This window comes from Secundilactobacillus paracollinoides (assembly GCF_001702155.1).
Taxonomy (GTDB): domain Bacteria; phylum Bacillota; class Bacilli; order Lactobacillales; family Lactobacillaceae; genus Secundilactobacillus; species Secundilactobacillus paracollinoides.
This window is the reverse complement of the sequence record NZ_CP014912.1, coordinates 777,970-791,781: the sequence shown is the minus strand read 5'-3', so window position 1 is coordinate 791,781 and position 13,812 is coordinate 777,970. Positions and strand designations below refer to the sequence as shown.

Annotated in this window: 12 protein-coding genes and 1 pseudogene; 3 read left to right on the top strand and 10 right to left on the bottom strand. The window is 49.1% G+C overall.

Going from position 1 to position 13,812, the window contains the following annotated elements; translation table 11 throughout:
- Window positions 1-311: 311 nt before the first annotated feature.
- On the top strand, window positions 312-1,694 hold the full coding sequence (ltrA, locus tag AYR61_RS03225; RefSeq protein ID WP_065901638.1) for a group II intron reverse transcriptase/maturase: 1,383 nt from the start codon (window positions 312-314) through the stop codon (window positions 1,692-1,694).
- Between the two features lie 834 nt (window positions 1,695-2,528).
- Window positions 2,529-3,641, top strand: a complete 1,113-nt coding sequence (locus AYR61_RS03220; RefSeq protein ID WP_065901632.1) for a glycerol dehydrogenase — start codon at window positions 2,529-2,531, stop codon at window positions 3,639-3,641.
- 191 nt (window positions 3,642-3,832) lie between these two features.
- Here the strand turns inward: AYR61_RS03220 and AYR61_RS03215 are convergent, their stop codons facing one another.
- From AYR61_RS03215 to AYR61_RS03205, 3 genes and pseudogenes are all read right to left on the bottom strand, one after another.
- Window positions 3,833-4,237: a pyridoxamine 5'-phosphate oxidase family protein gene (locus AYR61_RS03215; protein WP_054712124.1), complete on the bottom strand. Its 405-nt coding sequence runs from the start codon at window positions 4,235-4,237 to the stop codon at window positions 3,833-3,835.
- A gap of 325 nt (window positions 4,238-4,562) precedes the next feature.
- Window positions 4,563-4,811, bottom strand: a pseudogene (locus AYR61_RS03210) (DUF2316 family protein); the annotation flags it as partial.
- 89 nt (window positions 4,812-4,900) lie between these two features.
- Entirely contained in the window at window positions 4,901-5,329 is a 429-nt protein-coding gene (locus tag AYR61_RS03205) for a MarR family winged helix-turn-helix transcriptional regulator (protein WP_054712125.1), read from the bottom strand.
- Between the two features lie 178 nt (window positions 5,330-5,507).
- On the opposite strand from AYR61_RS03205, the gene AYR61_RS03200 reads away from it, so the two are divergent.
- Window positions 5,508-6,269, top strand: a complete 762-nt coding sequence (locus AYR61_RS03200) for a sulfite exporter TauE/SafE family protein (protein ID WP_054712127.1) — start codon at window positions 5,508-5,510, stop codon at window positions 6,267-6,269.
- A 236-nt stretch (window positions 6,270-6,505) separates the two neighbouring features.
- Here the strand turns inward: AYR61_RS03200 and trpA are convergent, their stop codons facing one another.
- The 7 genes from trpA to AYR61_RS03165 form a co-directional block, all read right to left on the bottom strand.
- Window positions 6,506-7,303, bottom strand: coding sequence for a tryptophan synthase subunit alpha (gene trpA, locus AYR61_RS03195; protein ID WP_065901630.1), 798 nt, complete (start codon window positions 7,301-7,303; stop codon window positions 6,506-6,508).
- Window positions 7,296-8,510: a tryptophan synthase subunit beta gene (gene trpB, locus AYR61_RS03190; RefSeq protein ID WP_065901628.1), complete on the bottom strand. Its 1,215-nt coding sequence runs from the start codon at window positions 8,508-8,510 to the stop codon at window positions 7,296-7,298. Before trpB ends, trpA begins: the two co-directional genes overlap by 8 nt.
- A gap of 26 nt (window positions 8,511-8,536) precedes the next feature.
- Window positions 8,537-9,115 (bottom strand): phosphoribosylanthranilate isomerase, encoded by a 579-nt coding sequence (locus AYR61_RS03185; protein ID WP_065901626.1) that lies wholly within the window; start codon window positions 9,113-9,115, stop codon window positions 8,537-8,539.
- The gene (trpC, locus tag AYR61_RS03180; protein ID WP_056987447.1) at window positions 9,102-9,899 is read right to left on the bottom strand and encodes an indole-3-glycerol phosphate synthase TrpC; all 798 of its coding nucleotides are present in this window, start codon (window positions 9,897-9,899) and stop codon (window positions 9,102-9,104) included. Before trpC ends, AYR61_RS03185 begins: the two co-directional genes overlap by 14 nt.
- Window positions 9,896-10,918 carry an anthranilate phosphoribosyltransferase gene (gene trpD, locus AYR61_RS03175; RefSeq protein WP_054712133.1) on the bottom strand — a complete coding sequence of 341 codons (1,023 nt, stop codon included), beginning with the start codon at window positions 10,916-10,918 and terminating at the stop codon, window positions 9,896-9,898. Before trpD ends, trpC begins: the two co-directional genes overlap by 4 nt.
- Window positions 10,919-11,410: 492 nt before the next feature.
- Window positions 11,411-12,019 carry an anthranilate synthase component II gene (locus AYR61_RS03170; protein WP_065901625.1) on the bottom strand — a complete coding sequence of 203 codons (609 nt, stop codon included), beginning with the start codon at window positions 12,017-12,019 and terminating at the stop codon, window positions 11,411-11,413.
- Window positions 12,000-13,478, bottom strand: a complete 1,479-nt coding sequence (locus AYR61_RS03165; protein WP_056987448.1) for an anthranilate synthase component I family protein — start codon at window positions 13,476-13,478, stop codon at window positions 12,000-12,002. The genes AYR61_RS03170 and AYR61_RS03165 overlap by 20 nt, the downstream gene beginning before the upstream one ends.
- Window positions 13,479-13,812: the final 334 nt, after the last annotated feature.

The following is a 13,812-nucleotide window of genomic DNA, read 5'->3' as shown; positions in this document are numbered from 1 at the left end:
TACCGCATTGATGTACAAGAATCAGCTATAAGGCTGTGTTGGTCGGACGAGGTTGCCAAACAAACCAAAGTCCAATACTACTCGAGGCCATCGCAGTAAAGCTGGCAATGACATGGTACGAAAGTGGGCGTTCTTACCCGGGGAGGCCTGTATCGTACGTTCCCGACAAGAGGCGCGCTAAGCGCCACAGGAACAAACATCGCAGTGATGTGGTGCAGAACGATACAGGAGTCAGCCGAGGCCATAGTAGTGGTATCTGCCACGAAGGGCTGAACAATAATAGGTCATCATTGATATTGGAGGTGGAGACAGTGCAACAACCGCAGAATACAGAAAAAGCTGACCGCCGGCGGACAGTAGGACTGGAAGCCCAAGAACAAGTCGGGGTGCGTAGCACTGACTCTGGTGAAAATACGATGATGAACGGCACTAAGTTTCAAGAGTTAGTCTTAGACCGAAATAACCTGAACGAGGCTTATCTTCGCGTCTGCAGAAACAAAGGTGCAGCAGGACTAGACGGAATGACCGTTGACGAACTGTTGCCCTACTTGAGGAAACATAAACAGGAATTACTGCAAGCTTTACAAAACGAGACCTATCGGCCTCGTCCCGTTAAGCGGGTTGAAATTCCAAAACCTAATGGTGGTAAACGCAAGCTCGGAATACCAACTGTGATTGACCGACTTGTTCAACAAGCCATGGCGCAAGTCATGGTGCCAACATTTGAGCGTGTCTTCTCAGATAATAGTTTTGGGTTCCGACCGAATCGAAGTGCTAAAGATGCCATTGATAGAGTGGTTCAGTTCTACAATCAGGGCTATCACTATGTCGTGGATCTCGATTTAAAAGCATACTTCGATACGGTCAACCACGATCTGCTTATTAAATTTATTGAGCAGTATATTACGGATCCATGGATACTGCATCTCATTCGTCGCTTCCTAACCAGCGGTGTCATGAATGGTGGTCTATTTGAACGAAGTGATAAAGGCACCCCTCAAGGTGGCCCCTTATCGCCACTTTTGGCTAACATTTATCTCAACGAACTGGATAAGCTGTTAACTTCCAGAGGTCATCAGTTTGTCCGCTATGCGGACGATTGTAATATTTATGTCCGAAGCAAACGTGCTGGAAAACGGGTTCTGACTAATGTTACTCGCTTTCTTGAAGGCGACCTAAAGGTCACCGTCAATGAGGACAAGACATCAGTAAGTTCGCCTCTGCGGGCCAAGTTCCTGGGATTTTCCTTGGGGGTTGGTCGAGGAGGTGCGTATGCGCGACCTGCTTGGCAGGCCAAGCAACGCATCAAGTCTGCACTCAGGAAAATGACCAAGCGCAATCGGGGCGTTTCGTTAAACCTGGTGTTTAACGAGATTCATCAAAAGATGCGTGGGTGGTTACAGTACTATTCGGTCGGGAAAATGACCAATTTTATCCGTCACTTAGACGAATGGTTGCGAGCAAGGATTCGCCAGTATATTTGGAAACAGTGGAAGAAGCTCAAAACAAAGGTCAATCATCTTGTAAAACTGGGGCTTTCTGGCACCAGTGCTTATACAATGGCCAATACCCGTAAGGGTTATTGGCGAACTGCGCATAGCAAGACATTGACCTATACTCTGACAAACAAAAGACTGGAACGCCTTGGACTCATCAATATGAGCAAGACACTCCAGTCAATACAAAGTGCTTAAATTATTGAACCGCCGTATACGGAACCGTACGTACGGTGGTGTGAGAGGTCGGTAATTGAATTAATCAATTACCTCCTACTCGATCGTTCTGTTGGGTAGCTGTAGTTGGCGTTGCATTGCGCGATTTGGCACTCCGTCATCGTGGCTCGCGATGAAGCTAATTCGATTTCTGCTGCGCAGCTCTCGAATGGATCTTCATGGTGTCGACATCAGTAACCGACCGAAGAACGGTCGCTAACTGATGTCGACACCATGACTCCGTGCCAAATCGCTCCATTCCACTAACAGGGTGCTAACTTCAAACTATTCGTTAAGTATCACAATTGAGTTAAAACTAGTTTGAAGATTATCCGCCCTCGACTGCTTACCAGTTTTGGACAGCGAACCTTTGACTAGTGCGTTTATCCGGTTTATTTGGTTGAACAGAAAGTTTCATCATTATGGTACCACGTACAGCAAGTATCAGCGCAGTGGAGCCGGTCGGCATTGCCAGTTGTAGTGTCGGCATGAGTTGGTGACCGTTCTTTGGTCACTTACTCATGCGGGAGTGATGGAGATCCACTTTCGCTTGCGAAAGTTAGCTTCATCGCGACCCCACTACTACTGGCAGGGCCGACCGGCGGAACGGAGCGGAATCCCGACACAATATAGATACCAACTTTGTGAATTCAGCGACTCGTGTCAGTAAATAAATACTTGTGAAAAAGTATCGTGAACCGTTGTAAATAGTGAGATATTTTGTACACAAATTTACAAGAATATTGCTTGATAACGATAGTGAAAGTGATTACACTTCTGGTGAAACAATTAAATTACCCTAATGGAGGAATAATTATGACTACAGCATTTGCATCACCTTCTACGTATGTTCAAGGCAAAGGATTGTTGAAGACAGCTGCTCAGTACATTAAACCTTTTGGGAGTCATGGTATTTTGTTGACGGATGACATTGTTTGGGGATTGGTTGGCGAGGATTTCTACGGGTATTTAACGGATGCGGGGTTAACGATCGAGCGGGTGGCGTTCAATGGCGAAAGCTCACCTGAAGAAATTGACCGGGTACAGGGTATCGGGGAATCAACCGGTGCCAAGTTTATCATTTCGCTGGGTGGTGGAAAGACGAATGATACCACCAAGGCAGTGGGCGACCGCTTGAAAATTCCGATCGTAATCGTGCCGACGCTAGCTTCGAATGACTCACCATGTACGCGGTTGAGTGTGATTTATTCCGAAACGGGCGAATTTTTGAAGTACATGTTTTATGACAAGAACCCGGATCTCGTTTTAGTGGATTCGGCGGTGATTGCGAACGCACCAGTGAAGTTCCTGATTGACGGGATGGCGGATGCGTTGTCAACGAATGTGGAGGCGCAAACCATTGCGCGGGCACGGACGACCACGTTGTTACCATTGGAAACGAAACAGACCGCTGCTGGTATTGCCCTGGCTGAGAAGTGTGAAGCGCTCCTCTTTGAGTTTGGTGACCAGGCCGTTGCGGCAGCCGGCAAGCACATGGTCACGCCAGCGGTTGACCAGATCGTTGAAGCCAACATTCTGTTAAGCGGGGTTGGCGCTGAAAGTTCTGGGTTAGCTGCTGCGCATAGTTTTCAGAATGGACTCACAGCCTTATCAGGAGACGTTCATAAGCTCTCACACCGCCAGAAAGTGGCTTACGGAACCTTGGTGAACCTCGTACTAGAAGGGGCTAGTGATGGCCGTTTGGAGAAGTATTTAGCGTTTGAATTAGCCCTTGGGTTACCGACGACTTTGGCAGATCTGCACCTTGAAGATGCGTCGGATGCTGATTTGATGAAGGTGGCAGAATTGACTGTTCAGGGTGGGGAAACCATTCATAACATGGGCTTTGACGTGACAGCTGATGACGTTTTTCAGGCGATTAAAGCGGTGGATCAGTTCTCAAAGCAGTTCCAAGGGATTGAGGAATAGAGGGTGGAAGAAAACGGGTTGAGACCAGAGCGTAAGGGTAATTAGTGGGAAATCCCGGGCTTGGATTTGCCGCTAATTACCCTTACATGGCCAGTTTTCTGGAACCCGTTTCGGCACGGTTGCCTAGGAAAAACATTGGCTTAAAAAAGAACCCTAGTCAGCATGACCAGGGTTCTTTTTCGAGGCGCAAATTAGAATGTGACCGTGGCAGTTTCGCCATCGGCTGTAACTTCTGCGGTTGTGAATTCAAGTGCGTAGAAGCTATGATTGTCAGCCATCTTCTTGGCAAATGGATATTTGTCGTAGTAGACCGAGGTGATTTCGTCGGTCGCGTCAACCTTCTTGACGGTGACGTTCTTGGCACGGACAACGTCTTGGTTGCCTGCGGGAATGGTCGTAAAGGCGCCGGTTGAATGCGCTGTGATTTCTGCCGTCTTCGGGGAATCAGACACCGTTGAAAAGATAAGTTGGTGAGTATCCGGCATGTAGCTAAAAATGACGATTCGGACGTCAGGACTGGTTGCGTCTTCAGTCAGCGTTGCAACGGCAACCTGACCGCCTGCGGTTAAGATTCGGGTGAGTTCTGTTTTTTGCATCCATAATGGTTTCCTCCTTGGAAAGAGTAAGTACAGGTTATGGTATAGTCAATTTTTGGTGACAAGTCAAGGGGATGTGAGGTTTTTTGTAAGCGGTTTATTTATTTGAATTATAAAAAGGCTAGTCAGTAGATGATTAGCCTTTTTATGGTGGTTCTTTGTTGGTAGTAATTGAGATCTGGTTAGGGATTTCTTGGCAACTGTGCCGAAACGAGTTTCGGAAGGCACGGGGCTAACGTGTAACGGACTCTGACCAAAAAGTCAGACCCGGACTTTTCGGCCAGAGTCCGTTACACACCGCCCCTAACCCACCTTCCTCCACTCTCTACCGATCTCCCGCCGTCATCTGCCCACTCTCAATAATCTTACTGTTCAGGAACCAGTGTCGGTGATAATCGCCTGATAGGGCGGTAAAGGGTACTGGTTGTTTGCCAGTGGCTGCCACCTTTTCAATCAGGAAATTCTTCATGATCCATGGGTCTTCGAGTGCTTGTTGATTCAAGTTCATGACGTGGTCGAACTTTGATGATGAGATGTTGAGGTCAGTGCAGACCTGTTCCTTTGTTAGACCAGAAAGGGCGAAGTTTTATGCTAATTCGTTTTGCGTTGCTTTGATTTGTGCTGGATTTAATGTCATTTTGTTGCCTTCTTTTCTAAAATTACTTAGTCGTCAAATGAAACCGTGTTGACCTTTTCGAGCAGTTGTTCCAAGGTCGTGCGTTCGTCATCTTTCAGCGTGCCGTCGACAAAGGCCTGCAGACGATCAAAGGCTGCATCGATCTTAACGACCATGGTTTCGCCTTCTTCTGTGAGGGATAACAATTTAGTTCGCTCGTTATCTTCTGGCACTTCCCGCGACAACAGATCTCGTTTTGCCAGCCCCTTGACCAGGTTAGTGACACTGGCTTCCTGACGATTCAAAAAATGTGCGACGTCACGTTGCTTGCACTGCGGATGCCGGGCAACGTATGAGATCACACGGCCCTGTTCGCTGTTGAGATTGAGCGCACGAAACTGCTTATTGATGTACGCAGTGTCGCGGCTGTTGATCTGGTGGATCAACGCAGCGGCTGAATGATTATCTTTGTCCATTTTATTGTCCTCCAAAGGTGATAAGAGGCAGTATAAGACAATTCACTTTTAATTGCAAGTGTTATGGACTGAAATATTGAATTTTACAAGTAAACCAACAACTGTTCAAAATAAACGGTCTTTTAACCCTAGCAACGCCTATAATGGAAGGTAGAAAATGTGGTGAGGGGACTTCACAATGGATATTGGTGTGACGGTGTTTTTGGGATTTTTGATTGGCTGTTTGATCATGACAATGGGTGGTGGCGGAGGCGGTTACTACCTGGGTGTGATGACGACGGTGCTGGGATTGAGCGCATCAGCGGCGGCATCGACATCGCTGGTAACGGCGCTGCCGCCGCTTTTGATGGGCGTCATTTCCTACTCACATGAAAAGGAGATCAACTATCGGGTGGGATTTCGGATGATGGCTTACGCGGCACCCTCAGTGATTATCGGGTCGATTGTTGCCCGGTTTATCGATGAAAAGGTGTATTCGATCATCGTTGGGCTTATTTTGGCGATGATCGGGGTGCAGTTTGTGCTGCGCGTCTTCAAAAAGAAGGGCAAACGGCCAAACGACCATGGCGCTGTCTTTAACAAGGTGGCGCCAGGGTTATTTGGCAGTTTAGGCGGTTTAATGTGCGGTATCGGCGGATTGAGCGGCGGTGCACCAGTGATGTCAGGGCTGCTTTTCATGGGTTTGGACTTCACTAACGCCGCCGCAACCTCGGCGTATACACTCACGGGAATCGTTGCTATGGGCATCGTGTGTCACATCAGTACCGGTAACGTTGTTTGGTCCGCCGGTATCGGACTGATGATCGGGTCGATCATTGGGGCGTTTGTCATGCCGATGATTTTGACGAAGTTGGATTCAAAGAAGTTAAATAAATACATGGTACCGATTTTAGGCGTGCTCCTCATTGTGATGGGAATTAAAAATATGATGATGGGGTGATGCCAACGCTTGCCCTGATTAGCGCAAACCTTTAAACAATCGTTACACGAACAACATGAGTTCTTTACAATGACGCCCTATACTGGCATCAAGGGTTAGGAAATGCGGTGATTGATGCACCGCGTGTATCGTTAACCCGCCACGAGTTTCTCTACTTATTTCTTTCCTAATAAAAACCAGCGTTTCGATTGCCACAATCAATTGCGACATATCGGAACGCTGGTTTTTATTAATTGTTAGGCGTTGCTGGTCTGACCAGCAATGGCCCGCTTCATTTGTTTCGTGTAATCCGTTAATTTTTGTGGTGCTTGGTCACCATATTCAGCAACCAGGTTGACACAGGCACTCCCGACAATGGCACCATCGGCAATGGCAGTCATTTCAGCGGCTTGTTCCGGCGTGTGGATCCCAAACCCAATAGCGGTTGGGACGTCGGTCACAGCACGAATGCGAGTGACAAGGTCGTTGAGGTCATCAGCGAACTTAGTCCGTTCGCCAGTAACCCCAAGTGAGGAGACCACGTAGATAAAGCCGGTCGCCTTGGAGACGATCTTTTCGATTCGGCTGGCTGAGGTTGGCGTCACCAGTGGAATGATGTCGATGCCATGCTTAGCAGCAAATGGGTCGATCTCACCGCGTTCCTCAACGGGTAAGTCAGGGATGACAAGGCCGTTAACCCCGAGTGCTTCACAGCGGGCACAGAATTTTTCATAGCCGTACTGGAACGGAATGTTCAGGTAGGTCAGAAAGACTAATGGCACCTGCGTTTCTTTCCGAATCGCTTCAACAATGTCAAAGAAGGTATCGGTGGCAATATCTGGATCTGCCTTCAGGGCACGAATGTCTGCCGCCTGAATGACTGGCCCGTCAGCAACGGGGTCTGAAAAGGGCAGGCCTAATTCAACGATGTCGGCGCCGCCCTTTGCGAGTGCGACAACGTTATTGACCGTACTTTGAAAGTCAGGGTCGTTTGTGACAACGAATGGAATGAAAGCTTTGTTGTTGTTAAAAAGTGGTTTTAATTTACTAGTCATCGATATTGACTCCTTTGTACTTGGCAATTGAAGCAACGTCCTTGTCACCGCGGCCTGATAGGGTGCAGACAATGATTTGGTCTTTCCGCATCTTTGGGGCGATCTTTTGGACGTATGCTACGGCATGGCAGCTTTCGATTGCGGCAACGATCCCCTCTGTTTTCGCAATGTATTCGAAAGCAGCGACGGCTTCATCGTCGGTAATGCCCACGTATTGTGCTCGGCCTGATGCGGCTAAGGCAGCGTGTTCTGGGCCAACGCCAGGGTAGTCCAATCCAGCTGAAATGGAGTAAACGGGATTGATCTGGCCCGTTTCGTTTTGCAGGAACATGGATTTCATACCATGGAAGATCCCATCGGAACCCCGTTCAACGGTGGCGGCGGTCAAGTTCGTATCAACGCCTTTACCAGCGGCTTCGGCGCCAACGAGTTGCACGCTTGGCTCGTCAATGTAGTTGGCGAAGCTGCCGATGGCGTTGCTGCCGCCGCCGACACAGGCAACGACCATGTCTGGTAATTTGCCAGTCTGGTCTTTTAATTGAGACTTTGATTCTTGACTGATAATACTTTGAAAATCCCGAACCATCAGTGGGTATGGGTGAGGACCAGTTGCGGAGCCCATGACGTAGAACGTGTCATCGACCCGGGTAGCCCACTCTTGTAACGCCGCGTTGATGGCATCTTTGAGGACCATTGACCCACTGGTAACGGGGTGCACTTTAGCACCGAGTAATTCCATCCGGTAAACGTTCAATTTTTGGCGGTCAGTGTCTTCTTTGCCCATGAACACTTCACATTCCATCCCAAACAGGGCAGCAATCGTTGCGGTGGCAATACCGTGTTGGCCAGCACCAGTTTCGGCAATCAACCGCGTTTTGCCCATGTGCTTCGCAAGTAAGGCTTGGCCGATCACGTTGTTGATCTTGTGGGCCCCGGTATGGTTGAGGTCTTCACGCTTCAGGTAGATCTGAGCACCACCGAGGTCTTCCGTCATGCGCTTCGCATAGTAGAGTAATGAAGGCCGGTTGGCGTAATCGACGAGCAGGTCGTGCAATTCTGTTTTAAATTCTGGGTCGTTCTTGTAATGCTCGTAGGCTTGGGTCATCAGATCGAGCTGGTTCATTAAGGTTTCGGGAATATATTGGCCACCATATTCGCCGTAACGGCCAGTGGTGTTTTTGTTCAATTCAAGATTTAATTCGGTCATTGGAAAGGTCCTCTCAGTTGTTTAGTTTAGTTATTGTGAGCAGTGGTCACGATTGCTCGAATCTTTGCTGGATCCTTTTGTTTGTCAGTTTCAACACCGCTGGAAACATCAACGACGTCCGGGTGAACGGTGTTGATGGCCTCGGTGACGTTTTCCGGGGTCAAGCCACCAGCCAGAATGAAGGGGTGGCTGGCTTGCGGTACGCGCTTCCAGTCAAGTGGGATACCTGAACCGGCCCCGCTATCTAGCATGGTGTAATCGGCGGCAGTCGGGGTGATCGGTTCGTCTGGTTTGTAGACTTGGAACACCTTGGCGCCCGCATCCTTTAATGCTTGAACGGTTGCTTCAGACTCGTTGCCGTGAAGCTGCACGACTTGAATCGCACCGGAACGAAAGGCGGTCAGCATCTCGTCGAGGGACGCGTTGACGAACACCCCCACGGTAGGAATCGAGTCGTCGATGATCTGTCGGAATCGTAATGCGGTTTCCAGACTGATCTGACGGCGACTTGGGGCAAAAACGAAGCCCGCAAAATCTGGTTTTACTTCATTAATAACGTCAGCGTCCTGGTCACGCATCAGGCCGCAGATCTTAATTTGCGTCATTGACGGTCACTCCTAATAACTCGTTGATCTTAGCTACCTTGTCATCGGCGCGCATGAGCGTTTCGCCCACGAGCACACCATTGACATTTGCTGCCTCTAACGTTGCGATGTTATCGCGGTCATGAATGCCGCTTTCGGCAATGAAGGCGATGTTGTTTGGGACGAGCTTGCGCAGGTTCAAACTGTTGTTCAGGGAAACGGTGAAGGTCTTCAAGTCCCGATTGTTAACGCCGATCATTTTGGCGCCTAAATCGAGGGCTTGCTGCACTTCGGTTTCATCATGAGCTTCAACCAGAACGGCCAAGCCTAAGTCAGTTGCTACTTTAAAATAGTCGTGTAGTTGCTGCGGGGTCAGGATGGCGACGATGAGGAGGACGATGCTGGCACCGGCAGCCTTGGCCTGGTACAGCATGTAGTCGTCAACAACGAAGTCCTTCCGCAGTACGGGTACGGTGACTTCATTGGTGATCTCATCAAGGTAGCGGATGTCCCCTTTGAAATAGTCGGGTTCGGTCAGAACGGAAATTGCGGTCACCCCGTTTTGGTCGTAGTCCTTGGCAATGTCGAGATAGGGAAAGTCAGTGGCAATTTGACCCTTTGACGGGGAGGCTTGTTTGACTTCGCCAATCAGGTGCATGCCGGGTTCTAGGAAGCGGTCGTAGACTTGTTGCGGATCCTTGGTAGGGACTGTTGCAGCGCGGGCTTTGACCTGTTCAAGTGATTCAGTTTGCTTTTCTTTGGTTAAGCGGCGCTTGGTCGCTGCCACGAGATCGTCTAAAATCATGCGACTTGGGCTCCCTTCGTTAAGGTGATCAATTCTTCGAGCTTTGCTTGGGCTTTGCCAGTGTCGATCATTTCAGCGGCAAGTTTAATGCCATCTTCAATGGTCATGTCTGGGTGAGCGGTGTAAAGGGCTAAGCCGGCGTTCATTAAAACGATATCGCGCTTAGGCCCCTTCTTGCCGGCGAGGATGTCGCGGGTGATCTGAGCGTTATCTTCAGGGGTACCGCCGACGATGTCAGCCTTGGTGGCCCGAGTCAACCCAAATTGTTCGGGGGTGATGGTGTAGGACTTGAAGTCGTCGCCACGCACCTCAACGATGTTGGTTGGGGCTGAGATGGAAACTTCATCCAAGCCGTCAGTACCGTGAACGACTAAGGCGTTTTTAACGCCTAATTGGTTGAGTACGTGGGCCATTGGTTCAAGTAAGTTGTCATCGTAAACGCCTAAGAGTTGCATGCCGGCGTGGGCTGGGTTAGCCAGTGGGCCAAGGATGTTGAACAACGTCCGGATACCTAATGTCTTACGAACCGGCGCCACAAAGCGCATGGCTTGGTGATATTCTTGGGCAAATAAGAAGCAAATGCCGATCTTATTTAAGATCTCTTCGCTGGTCTCTGGGGTGACGTTGATGTTGACGCCTAAGGCTTCGAGGACATCGGCGGCACCACTCTTAGAAGAAGCGGCCCGGTTACCATGCTTAGCAACGGGCGTGCCGGCTGCGGCCACGACCAACGATGACGTGGTTGAAATGTTGAATGAGTTGGCGTGGTCACCACCAGTACCAACGATTTCAAGGACCGGTTCGCCGGCCTTGAAGGTTAAGGCGTGGTATCTCATGGAATCAGCAGCGCCGGCAATTTCTTCAACGGTTTCGTGCTTCACTGTTAAGGCAGTCAGTAAGCTGGAAATTTGAATGTCGTTTGCTTTGCCGTCCATAATTTCGTTCATTACGTCGTTCATTTCATCAAAGGTTAAGTCTTCACGAGCTGCTACTTTAGTAATTGCATTTTCGATTGTCATTGTCATGGGTAATTCCTCCAGTGGATTGGGTTTGAGTGTCATGTGCGATATGAAGTGATGCGAACTGGAGTTGCCATCGTGTTTTGATTGTCATTTGTAAGATCTCCCTTGGAATAGAAAAATCCGCCCATAACATCAGCCCACACAACAAAGTGTGTACTGAGTTAAGGACGGATTTGAATTCCGCGGTGCCACCTTAATTTGATAGTATGAGACTACTCTCGATACCATCACCCTTAGCGAGATGCATATTCACATCTCCGACAACTGACGCATGTCTGTGCGTTTCCCCGTACTTGATACTCTTTCGGGGGAACCCTCTGTGGTCCATTTAACTACCTGCGTTTGGTCGCACTCTCAGCAACGGCGGCTCTCTTTACATGCACGGTAATCTTGATCTCCGCATCATAGGTTTGTATGGACGAATTATTTGATTGGCATAAGATTAAAACTTTCTAAGATAGATGTCAACAAGTTTGTTGAAACTATTTTTTACGCAAGGCCGCGAAGCGCTGTTGCGATAGGAATTTGCGCTAAATAATTTTTTATGATCTGTTGACCAACTGAATGTTCCGTCATGATCGATTCGGGGTGGAACTGAACACCATAGACTTGATTGACGTCATCGGCAACGGCTTGAATCGTGCCATCCTCAGCAGTGGCCGTGACGTTCAGGTTGTCTGGCAAGGTAGCTGGGTCGATCACTAGTGAGTGGTACCGGGCGCATTCGAACTGTGCCGGGCGGCCAGCAAACATGCTGTCGTTGCCCTGCTGTGTCATCAGAGATGGCTTGCCATGCATGAGTTTTGGCGCGTGGATCACTTGGGCACCGTAGACTTCACCAATCGCTTGATGCCCCAGGCAAACGCCTAAAATGGGCACTTTGCCGATGAAGGCTTCCAGAATACTGTTCATGTTGCCGGCATCCTCAGGGCGGCCAGGACCGGGAGAAAGGATAATGCCGCTTGGTTGTTTTGCGGCGAGTTCGTCAGCTGTGATCTGGTCGTTTTTCACAACGGTGATGGGTTCCTCGGTGAGTGTGCCAATGAGTTGATACAAGTTATACGTGAAACTGTCGTAATTATCGATTAGATAAAGCATGTGCGATTCCTCCCTTGTCGGCGGCGTTGATGGCGTTCACCACGGAACGGGCCTTGTTGTTAAATTCTTGATATTCATACTTGGCAACACTGTCGGCAACGATGCCGGCACCGGAGTGGACGACGATCTTGCTTCCTTTGCGGTAAGTTAGTCGAATGCCGATACAGAGATCTAGGTCACCACTGAAGTCGAGATAGCCAAGACAGCCGCCGTAAACGCCGCGTTTGCGATTCTCAAGGTTGCTGATAATCTGCATCGCAGAGATCTTCGGTGCACCAGATAACGTGCCGGCAGGTAACACAGCGTTGACGATATCGATGGCACTGGCATCCTTATTAGCGGTGCTTTCAACGGTTGATCCAAGGTGCATCACGTTTGAAAATTTCAGTAGGTTTCGTGTTTGGGTCACCTGAACGGAACCAAATTGGCTCACTTGGCCCAAATCATTGCGGCCAAGGTCGATCAGCATGTTGTGCTCTGATTTTTCCTTTTCACTGGTTTGCAATTCATGAGCAAACTTTTCGTCTTCCTCTGGGGTGTCACCACGGCGCCGGGTACCGGCCAACGGATAGGTGAACAGCGTATCATCGCGTTTGGTGATCAATGTTTCAGGCGACGCACCCAACGTTTCGAAGTCGCGGTGGTGAAAGTAGAATTGGTAGGGTGAGGGACTGGTCTTAAACAGCGTTGGTGCAACGCCGAGGAGCGACCCACTCATTTCTGCCTGTTGCGGGTTAGATAAAATGAGTTGGAAAATATCACCATCCACGATGTGCTTTTCGGTATCAGCAACTTTCTCAGTGAATTCTTCGAGACTAAAGTGAAAGTGGAATGGTTTAGTTAACCGAAAATCAGGCAACTGTTTTGGTGTGCTAGCCAGTAACGTTTCTTTTAAGTCAGTTAACTGTGCCATGACAGCCTCGTATTCGTCGTCAAGCTTATCTGTGGCCACGATTTGACTCAGGGTGACGATCTTTTTTCGGTGGTTGAATGCAATCACCCGTTTGATGAGCAGTAAGTCAGCATCGTCCAACACCATTGGGTCAGCTACATCTTCACGCAATGCGGTGGTTGCATATTTCGCGTAGTCGTAACTGAAGTAGCCAACGAGGCCGCCGGTAAATGGCGGCATGTCGGGCAACTTTGGTGTTTTATTTTCGGCTAAGACAGTTTCGAGGATCGGTTTTAAATCTGTTTTGCTGATGAGGGTGTGCCCATCGGCTTCCTCCTCGGTCAAAATGTGATCCCGGTAGGTATAGGTGTGGGTCGGTCCCAGACCAATCAGCGTATACCCGTCTTCGGTTTCCTTTGGCTTCCCAGTAAGGAGAAAGCCAGGGTCGTTGGTGCCCTTCAACGCGTTAAAGATATCAACTGGGTTAAAGTCTGGCATGCTAAATTGCAGGGTTACGGGAACGGCTGGGTAGCCAACACTGCGTTCTTTTAGGTCATTTAATTTCATGATTTGTCACCTCATATAGTTTTGTTTGACATGTGTGGGTACTGGTGATTAGAACTGCCATCGTTTCATGCTGGTTACTCCTTTAGTCTGAGAGAATAAAAAACACCCGTCCATATCCAAACGCATAGCTAGCGCTTAGATAAGGACGGGCGATTTATGCCGCGGTGCCACCTTACTTCAGTCAAAGAGTTTCCCCCTTGACCACCCTTAGCGAGGTGCGTATTCACACCTCCGACAACTGACGTATGCCTGAACGTTCCCGGGTAATCAATACATGCTGTATCTTTCGCCGGAACCCTCTGTGGTCCATTTAACTACTTGCGTTCGGCCGTAC